The organism is Muricoccus roseus, assembly GCF_900141905.1.
Classification (GTDB): Bacteria; Pseudomonadota; Alphaproteobacteria; order Acetobacterales; family Acetobacteraceae; genus Roseomonas; species Roseomonas rosea.
Map to the genome: position 1 here is coordinate 86,276 of NZ_FQZF01000003.1, position 19,752 is coordinate 106,027.

A 19,752-nucleotide genomic window follows, 5' to 3' on the forward strand; every position below is an offset into this window, starting at 1 on the left:
GGAGGGCGCCCGCGCCCTCCGCGCCCGATCAGGCCAAGGAACGGGCGAAGACGGCCGGGTCCACATTGCCCCCGCTGATCACCACGCCCACGGTCCGTCCCCTGGCCGGAACATGCCCCGCCAGGACGGCGGCCAGCGCCACCGCGCCCCCGGGCTCGACCACCAGCTTCAGGTGATCGAAGGCGAAGCGCATGGCGTTCAGCACCTCCTCGGGCGTGACGGACACGCCGCCCGCCAGGCGGGGCTGGTTCACCGCGAAGGTGATCTCGCCCGGCGTGATGGAAAGGAGGGAGTCGCAGAAGGTCGATCCCTTCCCATCCGCCCGCACCCGCTGCCCGGCCGCCAGGGAGCGCGCCGTGTCGTCCCACCCCTCCGGCTCGACCGCGAAGACCTGCGTGCCGGGGCTCGCGCCCTCCACAGCGAGGGCGCAGCCGCCGACCAGCCCGCCACCGCCCGTGCAGACGGCCAGCGCATCCATTCGGAGGCCGGCGGCGGCCGCATCCTCGACCAGCTCCAGCGCCACCGTGCCCTGTCCCGCGATGACGTCCGGATGGTCGAAAGGAGGGATGAGGGTCGCTCCCCGTTCCTCGGTCAGCCGGTTCGCCAGGGCGTCGCGATCGGTGGTCAGGCGATCGAAGAAGGTGATCTCGGCACCCCACCGGCGGGTGCTCTCGACCTTGATGGCGGGGGCATCCTGCGGCATCGCGATCAGCGCCTTCACCCCTTCGGAGGCGGCGGCGCAAGCGATGGCCTGGCCGTGATTGCCGGAGGAATGGGTGACGACCCCGCCAGCCCGCTTCTCCGCGGCCAGGCGCAGCACGGCGTTGGTGGCCCCGCGGAACTTGAACGAGCCGGTGCGCTGCAGGGGCTCGGGCTTCACGAGGATGGTGCCGCCCGTCAGCGCGTCCAGCACGGGGTGGCGCAGCATCGGCGTACGGACCACACGCCCCGCGAGCCTTTCGGCGGCCGCGCGGACGTCATCATGGGTGGGCAGGGCGCTCATGCGGAATCCTTCGCGAAACGGCGCGGATCGACCATCGGCACGATGTCGCTCATGCCTTCCGGATCCTGCTCGTTCACCAGCAGGGCCAGCAGCCGCCCAGCCGCCGGGGCGGTCTGGATGCCATAGCCGCCCTGGCCGCAGTTCCAGAAGAAGCCGGGCGTGCCGGACGGGCCGATGGCGAGGCTGCGATCGGGGGTGAAGGTGCGCAGCCCGGCCCAGCGATGCTCGACCCGCCGCACCGGGATGTCCAGTGCCTGCTCGAACCGGTCCACCGCGATGGCCACGTCCAGCTCGTCCGGCTGCGCGTCCATCGGGTCGCTATCCGTCTCGTCGGCGGGGGAGACCATCAGCTTGCTGCGGGCCTCGGGGCGCGCATACCAGCTATGGGCCACGTCCCCGAGCAGCGGCCAGTCCGACACATCATGCGGCGCGGGATCGACGATGAGGGCGGTGCGGCGCTTCGGCTGCAGCCCGAGCGGGGCCACGCCAGCCATCCGCGCCACTTCGTCGCCCCAGGCGCCGGCGGCATTCACCAGCACGGGGGCGGCGAAAACGGTGCCATCGCTCGTCTCGGCGTGCCACAGCCCGGCTTCCTGCCAGATGCGCCCGGCCCGTTGCCGGAGGGCGAGAACGCCGCCGCAGGCCTTCACCTGGCGGAGGAAGCCGGCATGCAGCGCGGCGACATCCATGTCGAAGGCGTTGCGCTCGATCGCGGCGGCGACGGCGTAGCCCGGGCGCAGGGCCGGGGCCATCTCCCGTACGGCCTCCGGCGTGATCGGTTCGATCCCCTCGCCACGCGCCATCAGCGCCTCGAGCGCCGGCACCTGGTCTGGCGGCGCCAGGTGGACCACGGGCCGGGGCGCCATGAGCGGCGTTTCCGAGAAGCCCGGCGGCGGGCGGCGGAAGAAGTCGCCGGAGGCCGCGGTCAGGAGCTGCGCGTCCGCCGTGCCGTAGTTGAGGATCCAGATGGCCGCCGACCGGCCGGTGGTGTGATAGCCCGCGCTCTCCTCGGCCTCGAGGAGCGCCGTGCGGCGAGTGGGGGCGAGATGGGCCGCGGCCGTCGCGCCGCCGATTCCGGCGCCGACCACCAGCGCCTCGAAGCGTTGGATATCCATGGGCGGCATGGTGCGGCGTGACCCGGCAGCGGGCAACCCGCCCCCCGCGTTGACAGCATTGCACAATCGAATTATGTGCCAAAATCCAAACCACGACGTAACTGAGGACAAAGCCGTTGCGCTCCGTGCGGCGACATCGCGGGGAACGCTCCCGGCCCGCCCGCTCCATGGCGCGGGACAGCGTCGCGGCATGTTGGATTTCGCACGCCGCCCTTTCGTGGCAGACCCCGCGGGCCTGACCGCCCCCTCCCCCTTTCGGGTTTCGCCCATGTCCGACCGCACCGGCCAGGAGCCGGCCATCTCCCTTCACGCGCTGGTTCGCGAGTTCCGCGGCCGCGGCACGCCGCTGCGCGCGCTGGATGGGGTATCCCTGGATGTCGCGCCGGGCGAGATCTTCGGCATCGTCGGCCGCTCTGGGGCGGGCAAATCCACGCTCCTGCGCTGCGTGAACCTCCTGGAGCGACCGGATTCCGGCACCGCCACCGTCCTCGGTCAGGAGATGACCCGGCTGGATGAGGCCGCGCTGCGGGAGGCCCGGCGCGGCATCGGCATGGTGTTCCAGCACTTCAACCTGCTCTCCGCCCGCACGGTGGCCGGCAACATCGCCTTCCCGCTGGAAATCGCGGGGGTCTCCAGGGCAGAGCGGGATGCCCGGGTGGCGGAGCTCCTGCCCCTGGTCGGGCTGGAGGCGAGGCGGGACCACTACCCCGCCCAGCTCTCGGGCGGGCAGAAGCAGCGCGTCGGCATCGCCCGCGCCCTCGCGTCGCGCCCGCGCGTCCTGCTCTGCGACGAGGCCACCAGCGCCCTGGATCCGGAGACAACCGAGGAGATCCTCGCCCTCATCCGCTCCATCCGCGACCGGCTGGACCTGACGGTTCTGCTGATCACGCATGAGATGGCCGTGGTGAAGGCCATCTGCGACCGCGTGGCCGTGATGGAGGCGGGCCAGGTGATCGAACAGGGCCGCGTCTTCGACGTCTTCACCCGCCCCGCCCACGCCACCACCCGCCGCTTCGTTTCCGAGGTGATCGGCCATGTGGTGCCACCCGGTACCGTGGCCCGCCTTCCGGCACCCGGGGCGGGCGAGGAGCGGCGGCTGCTGCAGGTGCTCTTCGCCGGCCCTTCCTCCACCCGCGCCGTGGTCAGCGAGGCCTCGCGCCGTTTCGGGCTGGACCTGAACATCGTCTCCGGCCGCATCGATGCGATCGGGAGCGAGCCCTATGGGCTCATGGCGCTCGCCGCCTACGGGCCACCCGCCGCCATCGCTGAGGCCATCACCTGGATGCGGGGCCTCGGCCTCGACGTCTCCGAGATCGGGGAGGACCCGGCATGATCCCCTGGCTGCCGCCCGCACTGACGGACCTGTTCATCGAGGCCGCTTGGCAGACCCTGCTGATGACCTTCGGCGGCGCGGTGATCGCCGTGGTCGTCGGCCTGCCCCTTGCCCTGCTGCTGCATGCCACGGGGCCGGACGGGCTTCACCCGAATGGCTGGATCAATCGGCCCATCGGGCTGCTGGTGAATGCCGTCCGCTCCACGCCCTTCATCATCCTGATGGTGGCGATCGTGCCCTTCACCCGGCTGGTGGCCGGAACCTCCATCGGCACCACCGCCGCGCTGGTGCCGCTGGCCCTCGCCGCCACCGCCTTCATCGTCCGCCTGTTCGAGAACGCGCTGCGCGAGGTGGACCGGGGCGTGATCGAGGCCGCCCGGGCCATGGGCGCCACCCGCACCCAGATCATGGCCCGCGTTCTGGTGCCCGAGGCGCTGCCCGGGCTGATCGCGGCCATCACGGTCACCCTCGTGGGCCTTGTCGGCTACTCCGCCATGGCGGGTGCGATCGGCGGTGGCGGGCTCGGCGATTTGGGCATCCGCTTCGGTTACCAGCGCTTCATGCCGGAGGTGATGGCCACCGTCGTCGCCATCCTCATTCTCTTCGTTCAGGGCCTGCAATCCCTGGGCGACTGGCTCGTCCGGCGCTTCAGCCGGCGCTGACACACGGGACAAGAACAATGCCGGTCACTCGTCGTACCCTCGCGGCCCTGGCCGCCTTCGCCCCCGCGGCCGCCTGGGCGCAGGACATCGGCACGGCGCAGCGCCCGCTCCGGGTGGGCGTCACCGCAGGGCCGCATGCCCAGGTGATGGAGAAGGTGCGTGAAATCGCGGCCCGGGACGGGCTGGTGATCCGCGTGGTGGAGTTCACCGACTACATCCAGCCCAACGCGGCGCTCGCGGCCGGGGACCTGGACGCCAACTCCTACCAGCACCGCCCCTTCCTGGATGCGGCCGTGCGGGACCGCCGCCTTCCGCTCGTCGAGGTGGGGAAGACCATGGTGTTCCCCATGGGCCTGTATTCCCGCCGCCACAAATCCGTGCAGGACGTGCCGGCCGGGGCGCGGGTGGCCATTCCGAACGACCCGAGCAATGGCGGGCGGGCCCTGGTGCTGCTCGCCAAGGCGGGCCTCTTCACCCTGAAGGAGGGGGCCGACCATACGGCCACCGTGGTGGACATCACCGCCAATCCGCGCCGCATCCGCGTGGTGGAGCTGGAGGCCGCGCAGCTTCCTCGCGCGCTGGAGGAGGTGGAACTGGCGGCGATCAACACGAACTACGCCCTGAATGCCGGGCTGAACCCCGTGCGTGATTCCATTGCCATCGAGGGTGCCGACAGCCCCTATGCCAACCTCATCGCCGTCCGGCAGCAGGACAAGGACGCCCCCTGGGTCCGGCGCCTCGTCGCGGCCTACCAGAACGACGAGGTGAAGGCCTTCGTGCAGGCCACCTTCCAGGGCTCCGCCCTCCCCGCCTTCTGACAGAGGAACCGCCTTCATGCTCCGCCGCTCCCTCCTCCTCGCCGCGCCCGGCCTCGTCCTGGCCCGTGGCGCCTTTGCCCAGGCGGCCGCCATCGGCACCGCCGCCCGCCCGCTCCGCGCCGGCGTCACCTCGGGTGTTCATGCCCAGGTGCTCGAGCAGGTGCGGGACGTCCTGGCGAAGGACGGCTTCGTTGTCCGCATCACGGAGTTCGCCGACTTCATCCAGCCCAATGTCGCGCTGCAGGGTGGCGAGCTCGACGCGAACACCTATCAGCACCAGCCCTTCCTGGACGCACAGAAGCAGCAGCGTGGCTATGACTTCGTGCCCGTGGGCAAGACCGTGCTGACGGCCATGGCCGTGTTCAGCCGCAAGGTCCGCCAGCTGGCCGACCTGCCCAGCGGCGCCCGCGTCGCCATTCCCAATGACCCGACCAATGGCGGCCGGGCGCTCGTGCTGCTGGCCGAGGCCGGGTTGTTCAAGCTCCGTCAGGGTGCCGACTTCCGTGCCACGGTCGCGGATATCACGGAGAATCCGAAGCGCATCCGCATCGTCGAGCTGGAGGCCGCGACCATCGCCCGCGCGCTGGAGGACGTGGATGCCGCGGCCATCACCGGCAACTACGCCGTGCCGGCGGGGCTGCAGCCCGGGCGCGACAGCCTAGTGACGGAATCCGCCGAGGGGGCCAGGACCAATCCCTATACCTGCCTCGTGGTGGTCCGCCGGGCCGATGCGCAGGCGCCATGGGCCACGAAGCTGGCCGCTGGCTATGCCGACCCGGCGGTGAAGGCCTATGTCGAGAAGACCTTCGGCGGCGCGGTCGTGTCGGGCGCCTGAAACGAGAAAGGCCGGGGTTTCCCCCGGCCTCCCTATGCTTGAGGCCGGGCGGTGACGCCCGGCCTTTATTGTCTGGTCTCGTCGTCAGCTCTGGGCGTCGGGGGAGATGACCATGCAGTTGCCCCGCGTGCGCAGGCGATCGCAGGCGGACTGGGCAGCATCGCGGGAAAGGCCGACCACGCGGGCGCGGTAGAGCATGCTGCGGCCCTGGGAAACGGGCGTGACGGCCGCCTGCCCGTTGCCGGCACCGCTGCGGGCCTGGCCGGCGGCATCGCGGGCGAGGTTCTCGCTCGCGAAGGCCCCGACCTGAATCGCCCAGCCACCGGAGGCAGCCGGCGCGGAGGACACGCCGGCACGCATCACGCCCGGCGGCAGCCCATTCTGGCGCGTCATCGGCGCGGGCAGGGTGCCCGCCTGGGCCGGAGCGACGAGGAAGCCGAAGCCGCCGCGACGCGCCGTGGGCTCAGCCACGGGCGGGCGGGCCTCCGCGGAAGCGAAGGTGATGGGACGCGAGGGCGAGGGTGCCGGGCTGGAAGCTGGCGGATCCGGAATCGGGTCCATCCGGGCTACCACGACGGGCGCGGGCTCCTGCGTGTAGGTGGAGCCATCGGGGATCGGCTCCATCCGGATCACGTTCGGACCGAGCGAGGCGAGCTGCGTCTGCACAGGCGCCGCGGCCGGCGCCGCGGCAGAGGCATAGGTCGAGCCATCCGGGATGGGCTCCATGCGGATAACCGTGCCCGCCAGGCGGGTCGGCTGCACACCCGGGTCCACGGCACGGCGCTGCTCGCGCAGGGCCAGCATGGTGGAGGGATCGCCGGTGCGGCGCGACGGCGGGTTCAGGCCGATATCGGCGGCCGCGTAGACCTCATCCGGGGCACGGCGCGTGGGATGGGCGCCCTGGATGCGGGGCCCGATGCGAGCCACGTAGTTCCGGGTCTCTTCGGGCATGCGCCCGCCGGACCAGAGATAGTTCTCCAGCCGGCGCGGGCCGCCGTTATAGGCCGCGAGGAAGCCCGGCGAGCCGTAGAGGTCGTACATCTCGCGGATGTAGGCCGTGCCCGCCATGATGTTGGCCCAGGGATGGTAAGGATCGTCCCCCAGGCCATGCTTCGCGTTGAGCTCGGCATAGGTGCCGGGCATGAGCTGCAACAGGCCCATGGCGCCGACGCGGGAGGTCGCGGTCAGTCGCCCGCCGCTCTCCTGGCGCATCACCTCGCGGATCCAGCGCTCCGGCACGTCGAAGCGCGACGAGGCCTCGCGGATATAAGGACCCCAGGGGTCGGAAGCCGGGCCGGGCGGATCGTAGCTGGTGGGCCGGCTGGCGGCCGTGGAGCGGGCGCTGGTGATGGGGCCCGTCTCCGGCTGGCTGCTGCAGGCCGCCAGCGCCGCCATCACGGACACTGCTGCCAGCGCCCGCGCGCCCCGCCGCATGCCAGGCACAAATGCGCCCCGAGCGATCAGGATCATCCCCCTCAACCCCCTGTCCTGTGACCTGGCCGGTTGCCCAGCCAAGCGCGGAAGACTTCGGCGCCACGTCCCCACGCGGCACCGCCGGCTCCCGCCGGTCGCGATCAACTGTCGCACTGCCAGGGCTAACGGATGCTTGCGGCCACGGCAAGGAGACTTTGCGGCCACGCGGCGGCGCGGGCGACGATGTGACGATGTGAGGAGGGGAGCGGCGGGCCGGCTTGCGGCCGGAGGCTGGTCGGGCGAAGGGTGGCGCACCATCTGCCCGGCCCAGTAGAGCGGCCCGGAGGAGTATTCATGAAGGCCCGTTCCCCCGCCGTCCCGCTTCTCCTCGCTGCGCTCGCGATCTCCCTCCTGGGCGCGGGGCTCCTGGCCTGTGCGCCGCAAGGGACCAGCGGAGACGCTTCACCGGCCCCGGCCACCACGGCAGGCAAGGCGGAGGCGGCCAGCCGGGGCACCGTCATCGGGACCCGCCCCCTCCTGGTGCGGGGAGAAGGCCTCGGGATGGGGCCGGCGAGCGCCCCTCGCATCGCGCGCAGCAGCTTCACGGAAATCGAAATCACGGTGCGCAGCGACAGCGGCCAGGACCTCCAGTTCGTCCAGGCCAATCCGGAGGCGCTGCGGGCCGGGGACCGGGTGACGATCGCTCCACCAGGCCGAAGCCCCGCCCTGACCCGGCTGGCCGGATCCGGGCCCGTCCTCGCCATCGCCAGCGGCACGGAAGGCGAGAACGTGGTGGCCGAGCGCGCAGCAGACTAGCTTCCCGGCACTCGACAGCCGGTCCTCCCACAAGATGTCCCACAGGCCCTGACCTCCCCCGGCCACTGGCCCTGTAGGTCTTCGCCGTTGTATAGGCGCGCGCGATGCTCGCAGGTCCCCTTTCCGATCCGGACGTTTACGTGTTCGACGCGGCGGCGCCGCGCCGGGTGGAGGTGGCGCGCGAGGATCTGCGGGGGGGCTTCGCCTCCTGGCGGCTGGCCTGGGCGCTGGCCCGGCTGGACCTGCGGAACCGCTACCGTGGCTCGGTCATCGGCCCCTTCTGGATGACGCTCTCGACCCTTCTGATGCTGGTGGGGCTTGGGCTTCTCTACTCCCGGCTCCTGGGCTTGAGCCTGGCCGAGTACCTGCCGCATCTGACGGTCAGCCTGGTGGTGTGGAACATCATCTCGGCCATGGTGACGGATGCCTGCACCACCATGACCAGCGCCGAGGGGGTGATCCGCCAGCTTCGCGTGCCCTTCACCGTGCATGCGCTGCGCAGCGTCTTCCGCAACGGGCTGACGGCGGCGCACAGCCTGCCGCTGATCCCGCTGGCCTTCATCGTTTTCGGCCAGCTGCCGGGGCCGGAGGCGCTGCTGGCCGTGCCGGGCCTGGCCATCCTGCTGGCCAATTCCTTCTTCGCCTCGGTGCTTCTCGGCATGATCTGTGCGCGCTTCCGCGACATCGCCCCGATCGTGGCGAACGTCATGCAGCTCGCCTTCTTCCTCACTCCCATCCTGTGGAAGCCCGAACTGCTGAAGGAGGCGGCCGTGTGGCTGCCGCTGAATCCCTTCTATGCCGTGCTCGAGACCGTGCGCGGACCGCTGGTCGAAGGCGGGGGCCAGCCGCTGGTCTGGCTGGCGGCCATTCTCTACACGCTCGCCCTCGGGGCCGTTTCCCTTGCCTTCTTCGTCCGCTTCCGCGGGCGTCTGGCCTTCTGGGTCTGAACCACATGGCGCTCATCGAAGCGAAGGACCTGCGGGTCGAGTTCCCGCTCTACCACCTGGCCGCGCGCAGCCTGAAGAAGAGCCTGCTGGCCCGGGCGGCCGTGCGCGTGCGGACCGACGAGGCGAACCGGGTGGTGGTCAGCGCCCTGCGCGACCTGAACTTCCGCATCGAATCCGGCGAGCGCGTGGCCCTGATCGGCCGCAACGGCGCGGGCAAGACGACCCTGCTCCGCTCGCTGGCCGGCATCTATGAACCGGTGGGCGGTCATCTGCGGATCGAGGGCACCATCGGCTCCCTGATCGACCCGGCTGCCGGGATGGACCAGGACAGCACGGGGCGGGAGAACATCCGCCTGCGCGCCCTCTACCGGAACCTCGATGCTGCCGGCCAGGCGGCCCTCGAGCAGGAGGTGGTGGATTTCGCCGGCCTCGGCGAATTCATCGACGTGCCGATCAAGGGCTACTCCGCCGGCATGTCCATCCGGCTGGCCTTTGCCATCGCCACCGCCATGCAGCCCCATATCCTGCTCATGGACGAGTGGTTCATGGCGGGCGACGCCTCCTTCATGGACAAGGCCGAGGCACGGCTGAACACCCTCATCTCCGGCGCCGACATCATGGTCATCGCCACGCACAACATGGACATCGTCCGCCGCCTCTGCACCCGCGCCATCCGCCTGGATGCCGGGCGCATCCTCGCCGACGGGCCCGTGGACCCGATCGTCGACGAGATGCTCGCCGAGGCCGGCTGAGGAGGGGGCAGCCCCCTCCCACCTCCGGCTCAGGCCTTGCCCTGTTGCCGCAGCGCGTTCCTCAGCGTCTCGCAGACCCGTCCCAGCTCGTCATCGGTCAGGGCGGGAAAGCTCGGCAGCGAAATGCCCCGCACGGCGATGTCCTCCGCGACCGGGAAGTGCTCCTCGCTCCGGTACATCGGCATGTGGTGGGCGGGGTAGAAGACGGGCCGCGTCTCCACCCCGGCCGCCTGCATCTCGGCCATGAGCCGGTCGCGGTCCGTGCCGCGCGGGAGGAGCAGGCTGACGAGCCAATCCGCGCTCTCCACCCCTTCGATCGGCCGCTGGAAGGTCACGGGGAGGCTGGCCAGCGTCTCCTTGTAGAAGGTGGCTAGCCGGCGCTTGGCCGCCAGGATCTGCGGCAGACGCTCGGTTTGGGCCAGGCCGATAGCCGCGCAGATATTCGTCATGCGGTAGTTGAAGCCCAGCACCTCATGCCAGTAGCGGCGCGTGAGGGACTGGCCCTGCCCCTTCACCTGCCGGAGCTGCGCGGCAAACTCGTCATCATCGGTCACGACCATGCCGCCCTCACCGGTCGTGACAGTCTTGTTGCCGAAGAAGGAGAAGCTGCCAGCATCGCCGAAGGTGCCGACATGCTTGCCATGGATCGTGGTGCCGAGCGCCTCGGCCGCGTCCTCCAGCACCCGCACTCCGCGGCGGCGCGCGATTTCCATGATGGCGGCCATGTCGCAGGCGGCGCCATACAGATGCACTGGCATGATGGCCTTGGTCCGCGCCGTGATCCGGCGCTCGACATCCGAAGGATCCAGCAGCCAATCCCCGGCGCGGCTCTCCGCGAAGACCGGCGTGGCCCCGGTCTGGGCGATGGTGTTGACCGAGGCGATATAGGTGAAGGCGGGAACGATCACCTCGTCGCCCGGGCCAATTCCCATGCAGTGAAGGGGCAGGTGCAGGGCAACGGTTCCGTTGCAAACCGCCGCCGCATGGCGTGCCCCGGTGATGCCCGCGATCGCCGCCTCGAACTTGCCGATATAGGCGCCGATCGAGGAGATCCAGGTGCTGTCCATGCAGTTGAGCACATAGGCACGCTCATTGCCCGACAGGTCCGGGCGGTAGACGGGAATGACCGGTTGCGCCGGGCGCGCCGGCCGCTCTGGCTGAGCCGGGTTCATCGCACCGCTCATGGTGACTGCGCCTCCGTGACCGGCCCTCTCGCCGGCGAAACAGTTGATAGCCCCATACAGCGTGTTCCGGCTTTGGGCACCAGGGGAAATCCCCGAATTCTCATCGCCTCAGCGGCATGGCGGGCGCGCCGCCCACCCGCGCCCCCGCGGGCACGTCCCGCACCACGGCGGAGCCCGCGCCGACCACAGCATCCGCCCCGATCGTGATGCCGGGCCGGACGGCGGAACCCACTCCCAGCAACGCCCGGTCGCCCAGGGTCACGTTGCCCGCCAGCGCGCAGCCGGGCGCGACATGGGCGCCGGAGCCGATGACATTGTCATGCTCCACCACCGCATTGGTGTTCACGATGGCGAGGCGGCCGAGGGTGGCATCGGGGCCGATGCAGGCGCGGGCCATCACCACGGCGCCCTCCGCCACCCGGGCACTTGGGGAGATCTGGGCGGCCGGGTGCAGCAGAACAGGCAGCGCATAGCCCATGGAGACGAGGTGATCGCCAACGCGCAGGCGGAGGGCATTGCCGCCGAGGGCGACCACCGCAGCCTCCGCCCCTTCGGCCTTCAGCCGGGGCAGCATCTCATCCCCCCCGAGAACCGTTACGCCCATAACAGTGGGACCGGGAGGATGGGGATCGACGAGCCCCAAGGGCGGCGGAAAACCAGCTGCGCGCAGGGCCTCGATGACGACCTTGGCATGGCCCCCTGCTCCCACGATCACGACGCGCGGAAGGGCGGAACGCGGCAGATCGGACAAGAGGCGGCTCCGGGCGCTGTTCGGAGAGGATGGCGGATGCCCAGGATCGCATGCACCACCCGCCTTGTCGCCCCGCTCCGCCTGTCCTACCGCTGTCCACCAATGGAATGCCGGCACCGATGACCCTGTGGCTCGATGTGGAAGACCTCTTCCACTATGCCCTGCGAAATCCGCGCCCCAGCGGAATCCAGCGCCTGTCCTTCGAGCTCTATGGCGGGCTGCAGGACCTGTTGGGCAAGGATGTGCGCTTCTGCCGGCATGATCCGGTCGGCGATTCGCTGCGCGCCGTGCCGTGGGAGGCCGTGCAGCACCTCTTTTCCGGAATGCTGGAACCGGCCTCGCCCAACCGCATGTCAGCCGGCGCGGCAAAGGGGCGGGCCCGGCGGGGGCTGGTGCGCTCCTTCGCCGAACGTCTGCCCCTGGCCATGCGGGACCCCCTGTTTCAAGCAGCCGCTGCCCAGCGGACGGCCCTCGCCGCCCAGCGGGCCGCGCTCAGCCACGGCGGCAGGATGCTGCGCGCCACCCCCTCCCTCCTCCGCGGCCCCGCCTGCCACGCCGCTTCGGGGAAGATCCCGCCGGGCGAGGATCTCCGCAGCCTTGCCCGGCCGGGTGACGTTCTCGGCGTGCTGGGGTCGCCCTGGTTCCACATGGACTATTCGGGCTTCATCGTCCGGGCCATGGGCGGGACACCGATCCAAACGGCGCTCCTCGTCTATGACCTGATCCCCCTGGTCCGCCCGGAATGGTGCGACGCCGGGCTGGTGCGGGTCTTCAGCCGCTGGTTCTGCGACTTCGCCCCGCGGGCGGACCACCTCTTCGCCATTTCCGATGCCACGGCGCGGGATATCGAGGCCTGGGCCGCGCGGGATGGTGTCGCGTTGAAGCAACCGATCCACACCCTGCCGATCGGCACCGGCTTCTCCGGCCCCCGGGCCGAGGCGGCTCCGGCCCTGCCGGCCGGGCTGGAGTCAGGCCGCTACGCCCTGGTCGTGTCCACCATCGAGGCGCGCAAGAACCACCTCCTCGCCTTCCGGGCATGGCGTCGCATGCTCGACGAGATGGGTCCGGAGGAGGTGCCAACCCTTGTTTTCGCCGGGCGGATCGGCTGGCTCGTCCAGGACCTGATGCAGCAGATCGAGAATTCCGGCCATCTCGGCGGCAAGCTGGTGGTGGTGCCGGACCCGACCGATGCGGAGCTGGTTGCCCTGTATCGGCACTGCCGTTTCACCCTCTTCCCGTCCCTCTATGAAGGCTGGGGGCTGCCGGTGACGGAGAGCCTTTCCTTCGGCAAGCTCTGCATCGCCTCCGACCGCACCTCGCTGCCCGAGGCCGGGGGGCGCTTCTGCCTGTATATCGACCCCGAGAATTTCACGGATGCGACCGAGGTCATCCGCCGTGCCTGCACCGATGATTCCCTAATCGCCGAGCGGGAGGCGGCAATCCGGAACGGGTTCCAGCCGGTGCCCTGGCGGCGCTCGGCCGAGGTGCTGGCGGGGCATCTGGGCATGCTGCCGGGCTGAGAGGGGCCCGGGGGCTACCCGCCCTTGGGCCACCCGCTCGCGCCAATCGGCCAGCACCGTCGCCAAGGTCTCTTCCCAGGGGATGGCGGGCGCCCAGCCAAGAACGGCTCGGGCCCGGCTGCAATCGCCCAGCACCCGCTCCACATCGGTCGGGCGCAGGCGCGCGGCCTCCTGCTCCACCCGGGCCTCCACGCCCGATAGGCGAAGCAGCGAATCCAGCATGTCCCCGATCCGGCGCGGAGTGCCGGAGCAGATGTTCAGCGCCATGCCGGGCGCCAGATCATCCGCCCGCGCCAGGGCTGTGACATAGGCGGAGCAGACATCGCGGACATCCAGGAAGTCCCGCCAACGGTCCAGCGCCCCCGTCTGCAGCAGCGGGGGCTGCAGGCCGGCTTCGATCCGCGCGACCTGATGCGCGAAGGCCGCGACGACGAATCCGTCGGATTGCCCCGCCCCCGTATGGGTGAAGGGGCGCATGCGGATCGCCCGGAGCCCGCGGAGCGCCATCTCGCCCAGGGCGAGATCCGCGGCCGCCTTGCTCGCCGCATAGGGATTGGCGGGGGCGGGGGTGGTGTCCTCCGCCACCGGCGTGCCGGCGCGGAAGGCGAGGCCATAGACCTCTCCGGATGAGGCCATGAGGAAGGGCGCCCTGGGCGCCACCCGCAGAACGGCTTCGGCGAGCCCGACCGTTCCCATCAGGTTGGTGCGCCAAGCCGCCAGCGGGTCCCGGAACGAGGCGCCGACATCGGCGCGGGCGGCGAGGTGCAGCACGGCGTCCGGCCGGGCAGCCGCCACCGCATCCGGCAGGGTGCCGAGCTGATCAAGATCGAGGGCGAGTGCCTCATCGGAGCCCGGGGCCCGCCCCTCATCGGCCCGCCGTGTGGCGCCGATGAGGACGGCTTCCGGGAAAGCGGCGCGGAGCGCGGGCAGGAGGTGGCGGCCGACGAAGCCGCCAGCGCCGGTCAGCAGGATGCGTGCCGGCCGCACGGCCCCTGCCCTAGCGCTGCCGCGCGCGATGACGGGCGAGGTCGGCCTCGACCATTTCCTTGATCATGTCCTCAAGGCTCGTTTCGGCCGTCCAGCCCAGCTTCTCCCGCGCCTTCGTTGCATCGCCGAGCAACACATCCACCTCGGCGGGGCGCATGAAGGCCGGATCGACCTTCACGAACTCCTCGTAATCCAGCCCGACATGGCTGAAGGCGATGCGGCACATGTCGCGCACCGTCACCGTGCGACCGGTGGCCACGACGTAGTCGTCGGGCGTCTCCTGCTGCAGCATCAGCCACATGGCCTTCACGTAATCCCGCGCATGCCCCCAGTCGCGCTTGGCGTCCAGGTTGCCCATGGGCAGCGCCGAAGCAAGGCCGAGCTTGATGCGGGCCGCGCCATCCGTGACCTTGCGGGTCACGAACTCGATGCCGCGCAGCGGGCTCTCATGGTTGAAGAGAATGCCGCTGCTGGCATGCATGCCGAAGGACTCGCGGTAGTTCACCGTCATCCAATGGGCGTAGAGCTTGGCCACCGCATAGGGCGAGCGGGGATAGAAGGGCGTCTTCTCGCTCTGGATGGGCTCCTGGATCAGGCCGTACATCTCGGAGGAGGAGGCCTGGTAGAAGCGGGCATCCGGGGCGGCGAGGCGGACGGCCTCCAGCATGTTCCCCGCGCCCAGCGCCGTCACCTGCCCGGTCAGCAGGGGCTGGTTCCAGGAGGTCTTCACGAAGGACTGGGCGCCGAGGTTGTAGACCTCATCCGGCTTCACCTCCTGCAGGATGCGCAGGAGCGAGGACAGGTCGATCAGGTTGCCGTCCATCATGCGGACCTTGCCGGCGATGCCCAGCCACCGCAGGCGCTCGTCGATCACGTCGCCCGAGGAAGAGCGGCGCAGCAGGCCGAAGACCTCATAGCCCTTGTCGAGCAGAAGTTGCGACAGGTAGGCCCCGTCCTGTCCGGTTACACCGGTGATGAGCGCGCGCGGCATCGTTTCCAGTTTCGCTGGTGTTCAGGCTGGCTGCCTTTAGCGGCCTTGCCTAGAGGTTGCTAGCCACTTGCCCATCAGGCCAGCCCCAAGGCCGCACGGTAGTCCGGTGGCGGGAACCGCACGGGGGGCGGGCGCTGCAGGGCGGGTTCGGCCGCGACCCGGCGCAAGGCCGCGGCGGCCTCCTCGGGGTCGGGCTCGGCCCAGCATGCGGCGGGCATTTCATAGGTGTCCTGGGGGTCGCGGGCCGGCACCAGCCGGTACCCGACGGGAAGGCAGCCGGGCCCCTGCATGAAATCCATGTTGCCGGACCAGCCGGTCGCCACGACGGGGCGCCCCAGTTCCATCATCTCCGCGATGGCAAAGCCATATCCCTCGGACCGGTGCAGCGAGAGCAGCACGTCGCTCGCGGCCATCAAGGCCCAGAGATCGCCCCGGGAAAGGGAGGCGTCCATCACCCGGACATTCGGCCGGGCCGCGGCGGCCTCGGCCACGGCCGCCCAGCTCAGCCCCGCCTGGGCCGTGCCATGGGTCTTGAGGAGAAGGATGTGGCCGGGATCGTCGCTGAAGGCACGGGCATGGGCCTCGATCGCCCCCAGCGGATTCTTGCGGGCGAGGGAGGAGGTGGCATCGAAAACGGCGAGGGTGACGAAGGCGCCATCCGGAAGGCCGAAATCGGTGCGGCCCAGGGCCGAGGGGGCCGGGCGCGGCATGGGATAGGGCACCACCCGGACAGGCGGCCCGCCCGGCCGGCGGCAGGCATCGGCGACGAACTCGGTGCCGGCCCAGATTTCGTGGCAGGCGGCAAAGCCGCGATTCCAGTCCGCCGGCAGAACGGGCAGCTCCCAGTTCCACACCCCGATCACCCGCTTCCCTGCCACCGCCCCGCGGCCCAGGGACAGGAGCGCCCAGGGGAGCATCGGTCCGTTCACATGAACGAGCAGCGTCCCGGGCCCGGGCGGCACGACGGGGCGGGGACCGGCCGGGCCCTGGCGCAGCGGCCCGGTGAGGTCCGCTTCCCCCACCGCGAGCCCTTGTTCGCGCAGCCCGGCGGCCAGCCGGCGGGTGGCGGCGCCGAGACCCGTCGCGGCCTTGAAATAGCCGGCGACGGTCACGGGCAGGGCCGGCGCGGGGTCGGGCCGGGCGATTCGGGGGGCAAGCGCGGCGGTGAAGGAGAACAGTGCTTCCCGGCGTGCCGACCGGGGCAGCAGCGACCAGATTCGATGCAAGGCACTCATTGGTCGCCCACCTTCAGGCCCCGCAGCCAATCCACGAGCGTTCCCGCCTGGGCATCCCAATCGGCCAGGCTTGCGCCGGCGCGGCGGGCCCCGGCGGAGAGCGCCGCGCGCCGGCCGGCATCCAGCATCATCTCCATGCTCTCGGCGAGGGCCGGAGCGGAGACGTCGCGCGCGACCAGCCCGCTCACCCCATGCTCAAGCTGGGCGGAGAGGCCACCGATAGGTGTCGCGATCACCGGCACGCCCAGGGCGAGGGCGATCGGCAGCACTCCGGACTGGCTTGCTTCGCGATAGGGCAGGACCACGGCGCGCGCCGCGGCAACGAGCGCCGGCATTTCCTGGTCCGGGACCCAGCGTGCTTCCAGCGTCACGCCCGGCAGGGCGGAGAGGCCGGGCGCGCAGGCTTCCGCATCCCCCTCCCCCACGACCCGCAAAGTGACCCCGGGATGCTGGGCGCGGAGCGCGGCGAAAGCATCGCGGAGGATGTCCAGCCCCTTATAGGCCCGCAGCCGGCCGAAGAAGAGGAAGTCGGTCGTGGGCTCTGCCGTGGGCGTCAGGGGCTGGCCCGGAATATGGGCGCCGAGCGGCAGGCGCAGGATGGGCATGCCGGGCCGGCGGGCGGCGACCGCCTCGGCCACGGCATGGGAGAATGTGACGGCGCCCGAAGCAGCGTTCAGCTCCCGCCGTAGCCGCCAGGCCCAGGCGAAGGCGGGGTCGCCCGGATGGGGCAGCGCGTCGTGGACGGTGCTGACGAAGGGGATGCCGGCCCGGGGCAGGGCACCGGCGACCAGCGGGGTCCAGACATGGTTCATGGCCGATATGACCACATCCGCCCGCAGGAGGCGCGCCTGCTCCACCAGCCGGCGGCGCAGGGCGGGAAGACGGGCGAGACCAAGGGCCGCCCCGCCGATTCCACCAAAGGTCGGAACGGCATCGAGAGGCACGCCTATGGCGCGCAATTCGGGAAGAAGGCTGTTCCGGTCGGCCATGGACAGGCCGAGCGTCACCCCCGGGCACCCGGCCAGCCCGCGCGCGAGGCAGAGGGTGAACTGGGCCCCGCCGCCGCGCCGCCCCCAATACCACAGCAGGATCCGCATCGGGCCGCGCGTATCACCCGCTTCGCGCCGGGGAAAGCCGAGATGACAGGAATGCGGCGCTTGGCGCGGCCGGAGGGCTGCGGCATAGCCGTTGGATGGCTCCGCGCCGCATCCTCGCCGCCCTCGTCTTCCTCCTCGCCACGCCGCCAGTGGGGGCGGAGGAACCACCGACCTGCCCGCCGGCCCCGGTCCAGGCGCTGGTGCTGCCACGCCTCGCGCAAGCTTTGCAGGAGGGCCGAGAGGCCCGGCTGCTGGCCTTTGGAAGCTCCTCCACCCAGGGCGCCTACGCCTCCTCACCCGAACGGACCTATCCGGCCCGCCTCGAAGCGGCGCTACGGCGCGAGGGGCTGGCGGTGCGGGTTATGAACCGCGGGCGCGGCGGCGAGGACGCGCTGGAAATGCGGGCGCGGCTGGAGGAAGACGTGGTTGCCGCCCTGCCGGATCTCGTCATCTGGCAGCTGGGCGTCAACGGTGCCATCCGCGAGCACAGCCTGACCCGCTTCCGAGCACTGCTGCGCCAGGGCGTCGCGCGGATGCAGGAAACAGGCACGGATGTGGTGCTGATGGACAGCCAGCGCGGCCCCTGGGCGAAGGCCCATGCCGTGCTGCGCGACCTGTTCGATTCCACCTTGGCCGAGGTGGCCCAGGAGCGGGGGGTGCAGCTCTTCTCCCGGCGCCGCATGATGGATGCCTGGGCTGAAAGCGGCACGGCGGATGGCGCAGTCATCGCGCCCGATGGGCTGCACCACAATGATCGCGGCTATGCCTGCCTCGCCGAGGCCCTGGCCGCAGCCATCCGAGCCGGCCTCCGCCTTCCGCGATGACGGAAAAAGATATATACAATCCTGGGTTGTAACGATGTCTGATCCCGATCTCCACTGGGCGCTCGCTGCCTCCGGCGACCCTGCGCGCCGTATCCATGCCGTGACCCCGGAGGAATTGCCGGCCCTGCTGGCACGGCTTGACCCCGCCGCCGCGGGCTTTCTGGGCGAAGCCGGCTTCACGGCCGAGGCGGGGAAGCTGGCCCTGCTCCCAGGGAGGACCGGCCTCGCGGCAGCAGTGCTGGGCCTCGGCTCGGCGGCGTCCTCGCCCTTCACCTATGGCGCCCTCCCCTTTGGCCTGCCGGAGAATACGACCTGGCAGCTCGACGAAGCGGCCGATGCGGAGGCCGCCCTGCTCGGCTGGATGCTGGGCGCCTATCGGTTCACCCGGCACAAGGCCCCGGGCCGGAGGCCAGCGCGCCTCATCCCACCCGGCGATGCACCGGCGGTGCAGCGGGCGCAGGTGCTGGCCGAGGCGATGTTGCGCGCGCGCGAGCTGATCAACCTGCCAGCGGCCGATCTCGGGCCGGCGGAGCTGTCCGACGCCACGCGAGCCCTGGCGGAACGATGCGGCGCGCATTTCGAGGAATTCGCGGGCGAGCCGCTGGCCCATGGCTTCCCCGCAGTGGCCGCGGTCGGCGCTGGCAGCTATCGCGCCCCGCGCGTGGCGGTGATCCGCTGGGAAGGCGCCGCGGACGGGCCGCTGGTCGCGCTGTGCGGGAAGGGCGTGTGCTTCGATACGGGCGGGCTCGACCTGAAGACGCCCGACGGCATGAAGCGCATGAAGAAGGACATGGGCGGCGCGGCCATCATGCTCGGCCTGGCCGAGGCTCTGATGCGACTGGGCGCGCCCATCCGCCTGCTTGTCGCGATCGGCGCGGTGGAGAATGCGGTCTCCTCCACCGCCATGCGGCCGCTCGACGTGTTGCGCACCCGCGCCGGCCTCACGGTGGAGGTCGGCAACACGGATGCAGAAGGCCGTCTCGTGCTGGCAGACCTGCTGGCCTTCGCGGCGGAGCAGAAGCCGTCTTTATTGCTGGACGCTGCCACGCTGACCGGCGCGGCGCGCGTGGCACTCGGCCCCGATCTGCCCGCCTTGTTCACGAATGACGAAGCCTTCGCCGTTGCTCTTTCCGCGGCGGGCGATGCGTGCCACGACCCGCTCTGGCGACTGCCGTTGCATGAAGGTTACGCTTCGTGGCTCGACAGTTCGGTGGCCGACCTCAACAACGTCGGCAGCCGGCCGATGGCAGGATCCATCGTCGCTGCGCTCTTTCTGAGCCGTTTCGTTCCGCGCGGCATACGTTGGGCTCATCTCGACGTTTACGCATGGAACGATGCGGCGCGGCCGGGACGTCCGGAAGGCGGCGAAGCCATGGGCCTGAGAGCCCTGCATGCCGGATTGATGTCCCTGTTGCCCGCATAGGCCGGCCTTTGAGCGGGTGATCCGCGATGCCGGCCCGGGTCGTCCC

The 19,752-nt window shown here is 70.9% G+C and carries 19 protein-coding genes; 10 read left to right on the top strand and 9 right to left on the bottom strand.

The annotated features are described in order from the left end of the window. Positions 1 to 28: 28 nt before the first annotated feature. Positions 29 to 1,003: a threonine ammonia-lyase gene (locus BUB97_RS02830; protein ID WP_073131267.1), complete on the bottom strand. Its 975-nt coding sequence runs from the start codon at positions 1,001 to 1,003 to the stop codon at positions 29 to 31. After that, a complete protein-coding gene (locus BUB97_RS02835) occupies positions 1,000 to 2,118 on the bottom strand; it encodes an NAD(P)/FAD-dependent oxidoreductase (RefSeq protein ID WP_086061869.1) in 1,119 nt (372 codons plus the stop codon). Before BUB97_RS02835 ends, BUB97_RS02830 begins: the two co-directional genes overlap by 4 nt. Positions 2,119 to 2,386: 268 nt before the next feature. Here BUB97_RS02835 and BUB97_RS02840 point away from each other — a divergent pair, with 268 nt between their 5' ends. The 4 genes from BUB97_RS02840 to BUB97_RS02855 are packed head-to-tail and all read left to right on the top strand — an operon-like array spanning position 2,387 to position 5,766. Further along, positions 2,387 to 3,451, top strand: coding sequence for a methionine ABC transporter ATP-binding protein (locus tag BUB97_RS02840; RefSeq protein ID WP_073131593.1), 1,065 nt, complete (start codon positions 2,387 to 2,389; stop codon positions 3,449 to 3,451). After that, positions 3,448 to 4,113 (top strand): methionine ABC transporter permease, encoded by a 666-nt coding sequence (locus BUB97_RS02845; RefSeq protein ID WP_073131271.1) that lies wholly within the window; start codon positions 3,448 to 3,450, stop codon positions 4,111 to 4,113. Before BUB97_RS02840 ends, BUB97_RS02845 begins: the two co-directional genes overlap by 4 nt. Before the next feature lie 17 nt (positions 4,114 to 4,130). Then, entirely contained in the window at positions 4,131 to 4,931 is an 801-nt protein-coding gene (locus BUB97_RS02850) for a MetQ/NlpA family ABC transporter substrate-binding protein (protein WP_073131273.1), read from the top strand. Between the two features lie 16 nt (positions 4,932 to 4,947). After that, positions 4,948 to 5,766: a MetQ/NlpA family ABC transporter substrate-binding protein gene (locus BUB97_RS02855; RefSeq protein WP_073131274.1), complete on the top strand. Its 819-nt coding sequence runs from the start codon at positions 4,948 to 4,950 to the stop codon at positions 5,764 to 5,766. An 84-nt stretch (positions 5,767 to 5,850) separates the two neighbouring features. Here BUB97_RS02855 and BUB97_RS02860 read toward each other — a convergent pair whose 3' ends face one another. After that, the gene (locus BUB97_RS02860; protein WP_175562543.1) at positions 5,851 to 7,236 is read right to left on the bottom strand and encodes a lytic transglycosylase domain-containing protein; all 1,386 of its coding nucleotides are present in this window, start codon (positions 7,234 to 7,236) and stop codon (positions 5,851 to 5,853) included. Between the two features lie 297 nt (positions 7,237 to 7,533). Between BUB97_RS02860 and BUB97_RS02865 the strand changes: the two genes are divergently transcribed. The 3 genes from BUB97_RS02865 to BUB97_RS02875 all read left to right on the top strand — a co-directional run bounded on the left by BUB97_RS02865 (position 7,534) and on the right by BUB97_RS02875 (position 9,694). Continuing rightward, the gene (locus BUB97_RS02865; RefSeq protein ID WP_073131277.1) at positions 7,534 to 7,995 is read left to right on the top strand and encodes a hypothetical protein; all 462 of its coding nucleotides are present in this window, start codon (positions 7,534 to 7,536) and stop codon (positions 7,993 to 7,995) included. 104 nt (positions 7,996 to 8,099) lie between these two features. Then, positions 8,100 to 8,942, top strand: coding sequence for an ABC transporter permease (locus BUB97_RS02870; RefSeq protein ID WP_073131279.1), 843 nt, complete (start codon positions 8,100 to 8,102; stop codon positions 8,940 to 8,942). Between the two features lie 5 nt (positions 8,943 to 8,947). Continuing rightward, positions 8,948 to 9,694, top strand: coding sequence for an ABC transporter ATP-binding protein (locus tag BUB97_RS02875; RefSeq protein WP_073131280.1), 747 nt, complete (start codon positions 8,948 to 8,950; stop codon positions 9,692 to 9,694). A gap of 29 nt (positions 9,695 to 9,723) precedes the next feature. Here the strand turns inward: BUB97_RS02875 and BUB97_RS02880 are convergent, their stop codons facing one another. Together BUB97_RS02880 and BUB97_RS02885 are read right to left on the bottom strand one after the other, a co-directional pair. Continuing rightward, positions 9,724 to 10,878: a DegT/DnrJ/EryC1/StrS family aminotransferase gene (locus BUB97_RS02880; RefSeq protein ID WP_245818162.1), complete on the bottom strand. Its 1,155-nt coding sequence runs from the start codon at positions 10,876 to 10,878 to the stop codon at positions 9,724 to 9,726. 100 nt (positions 10,879 to 10,978) lie between these two features. Further along, positions 10,979 to 11,746: an acetyltransferase gene (locus tag BUB97_RS02885; RefSeq protein ID WP_338141768.1), complete on the bottom strand. Its 768-nt coding sequence runs from the start codon at positions 11,744 to 11,746 to the stop codon at positions 10,979 to 10,981. 2 nt (positions 11,747 to 11,748) lie between these two features. On the opposite strand from BUB97_RS02885, the gene BUB97_RS02890 reads away from it, so the two are divergent. Further along, positions 11,749 to 13,149 carry a glycosyltransferase family 4 protein gene (locus BUB97_RS02890; RefSeq protein WP_245818164.1) on the top strand — a complete coding sequence of 467 codons (1,401 nt, stop codon included), beginning with the start codon at positions 11,749 to 11,751 and terminating at the stop codon, positions 13,147 to 13,149. On the opposite strand, the gene BUB97_RS02895 is transcribed toward BUB97_RS02890, so the two are convergent. From BUB97_RS02895 to BUB97_RS02910, 4 genes are all read right to left on the bottom strand, one after another. Beyond that, positions 13,045 to 14,136: a GDP-mannose 4,6-dehydratase gene (locus tag BUB97_RS02895; RefSeq protein WP_073131284.1), complete on the bottom strand. Its 1,092-nt coding sequence runs from the start codon at positions 14,134 to 14,136 to the stop codon at positions 13,045 to 13,047. The two genes, BUB97_RS02890 and BUB97_RS02895, sit on opposite strands and share 105 nt — an antisense overlap. Before the next feature lie 10 nt (positions 14,137 to 14,146). Then, positions 14,147 to 15,127 carry a GDP-mannose 4,6-dehydratase gene (gene gmd / locus BUB97_RS02900; RefSeq protein ID WP_073131286.1) on the bottom strand — a complete coding sequence of 327 codons (981 nt, stop codon included), beginning with the start codon at positions 15,125 to 15,127 and terminating at the stop codon, positions 14,147 to 14,149. A gap of 74 nt (positions 15,128 to 15,201) precedes the next feature. Continuing rightward, positions 15,202 to 16,362: a glycosyltransferase gene (locus BUB97_RS02905; protein ID WP_073131288.1), complete on the bottom strand. Its 1,161-nt coding sequence runs from the start codon at positions 16,360 to 16,362 to the stop codon at positions 15,202 to 15,204. Further along, positions 16,359 to 17,459, bottom strand: a complete 1,101-nt coding sequence (locus BUB97_RS02910) for a glycosyltransferase family 4 protein (protein WP_073131290.1) — start codon at positions 17,457 to 17,459, stop codon at positions 16,359 to 16,361. The genes BUB97_RS02905 and BUB97_RS02910 overlap by 4 nt, the downstream gene beginning before the upstream one ends. Before the next feature lie 95 nt (positions 17,460 to 17,554). On the opposite strand from BUB97_RS02910, the gene BUB97_RS02915 reads away from it, so the two are divergent. Further along, positions 17,555 to 18,283 carry an SGNH/GDSL hydrolase family protein gene (locus BUB97_RS02915; protein ID WP_086061849.1) on the top strand — a complete coding sequence of 243 codons (729 nt, stop codon included), beginning with the start codon at positions 17,555 to 17,557 and terminating at the stop codon, positions 18,281 to 18,283. A 34-nt stretch (positions 18,284 to 18,317) separates the two neighbouring features. Next, complete coding sequence (locus BUB97_RS02920; RefSeq protein WP_073131292.1) at positions 18,318 to 19,706, top strand: leucyl aminopeptidase family protein; 1,389 nt, start codon at positions 18,318 to 18,320, stop codon at positions 19,704 to 19,706. Positions 19,707 to 19,752: the final 46 nt, after the last annotated feature.

Excerpts from the sequence above, each read along its gene's own strand:
- BUB97_RS02830 (WP_073131267.1), bottom strand. The coding sequence starts at position 1,003 with ATGAGCGCCCTGCCCACCCATGATGACGTCCGCGCGGCCGCCGAAAGG.
- BUB97_RS02835 (WP_086061869.1), bottom strand. The coding sequence starts at position 2,118 with ATGGATATCCAACGCTTCGAGGCGCTGGTGGTCGGCGCCGGAATCGGC.
- BUB97_RS02840 (WP_073131593.1), top strand. The coding sequence starts at position 2,387 with ATGTCCGACCGCACCGGCCAGGAGCCGGCCATCTCCCTTCACGCGCTG.
- BUB97_RS02845 (WP_073131271.1), top strand. The coding sequence starts at position 3,448 with ATGATCCCCTGGCTGCCGCCCGCACTGACGGACCTGTTCATCGAGGCC.
- BUB97_RS02850 (WP_073131273.1), top strand. The coding sequence starts at position 4,131 with ATGCCGGTCACTCGTCGTACCCTCGCGGCCCTGGCCGCCTTCGCCCCC.
- BUB97_RS02855 (WP_073131274.1), top strand. The coding sequence starts at position 4,948 with ATGCTCCGCCGCTCCCTCCTCCTCGCCGCGCCCGGCCTCGTCCTGGCC.
- BUB97_RS02860 (WP_175562543.1), bottom strand. The coding sequence starts at position 7,236 with ATGATCCTGATCGCTCGGGGCGCATTTGTGCCTGGCATGCGGCGGGGC.
- BUB97_RS02865 (WP_073131277.1), top strand. The coding sequence starts at position 7,534 with ATGAAGGCCCGTTCCCCCGCCGTCCCGCTTCTCCTCGCTGCGCTCGCG.
- BUB97_RS02870 (WP_073131279.1), top strand. The coding sequence starts at position 8,100 with ATGCTCGCAGGTCCCCTTTCCGATCCGGACGTTTACGTGTTCGACGCG.
- BUB97_RS02875 (WP_073131280.1), top strand. The coding sequence starts at position 8,948 with ATGGCGCTCATCGAAGCGAAGGACCTGCGGGTCGAGTTCCCGCTCTAC.
- BUB97_RS02880 (WP_245818162.1), bottom strand. The coding sequence starts at position 10,878 with ATGAGCGGTGCGATGAACCCGGCTCAGCCAGAGCGGCCGGCGCGCCCG.
- BUB97_RS02890 (WP_245818164.1), top strand. The coding sequence starts at position 11,749 with ATGACCCTGTGGCTCGATGTGGAAGACCTCTTCCACTATGCCCTGCGA.
- gmd (WP_073131286.1), bottom strand. The coding sequence starts at position 15,127 with ATGCCGCGCGCGCTCATCACCGGTGTAACCGGACAGGACGGGGCCTAC.
- BUB97_RS02905 (WP_073131288.1), bottom strand. The coding sequence starts at position 16,362 with ATGAGTGCCTTGCATCGAATCTGGTCGCTGCTGCCCCGGTCGGCACGC.
- BUB97_RS02910 (WP_073131290.1), bottom strand. The coding sequence starts at position 17,459 with ATGCGGATCCTGCTGTGGTATTGGGGGCGGCGCGGCGGCGGGGCCCAG.
- BUB97_RS02915 (WP_086061849.1), top strand. The coding sequence starts at position 17,555 with ATGGCTCCGCGCCGCATCCTCGCCGCCCTCGTCTTCCTCCTCGCCACG.
- BUB97_RS02920 (WP_073131292.1), top strand. The coding sequence starts at position 18,318 with ATGTCTGATCCCGATCTCCACTGGGCGCTCGCTGCCTCCGGCGACCCT.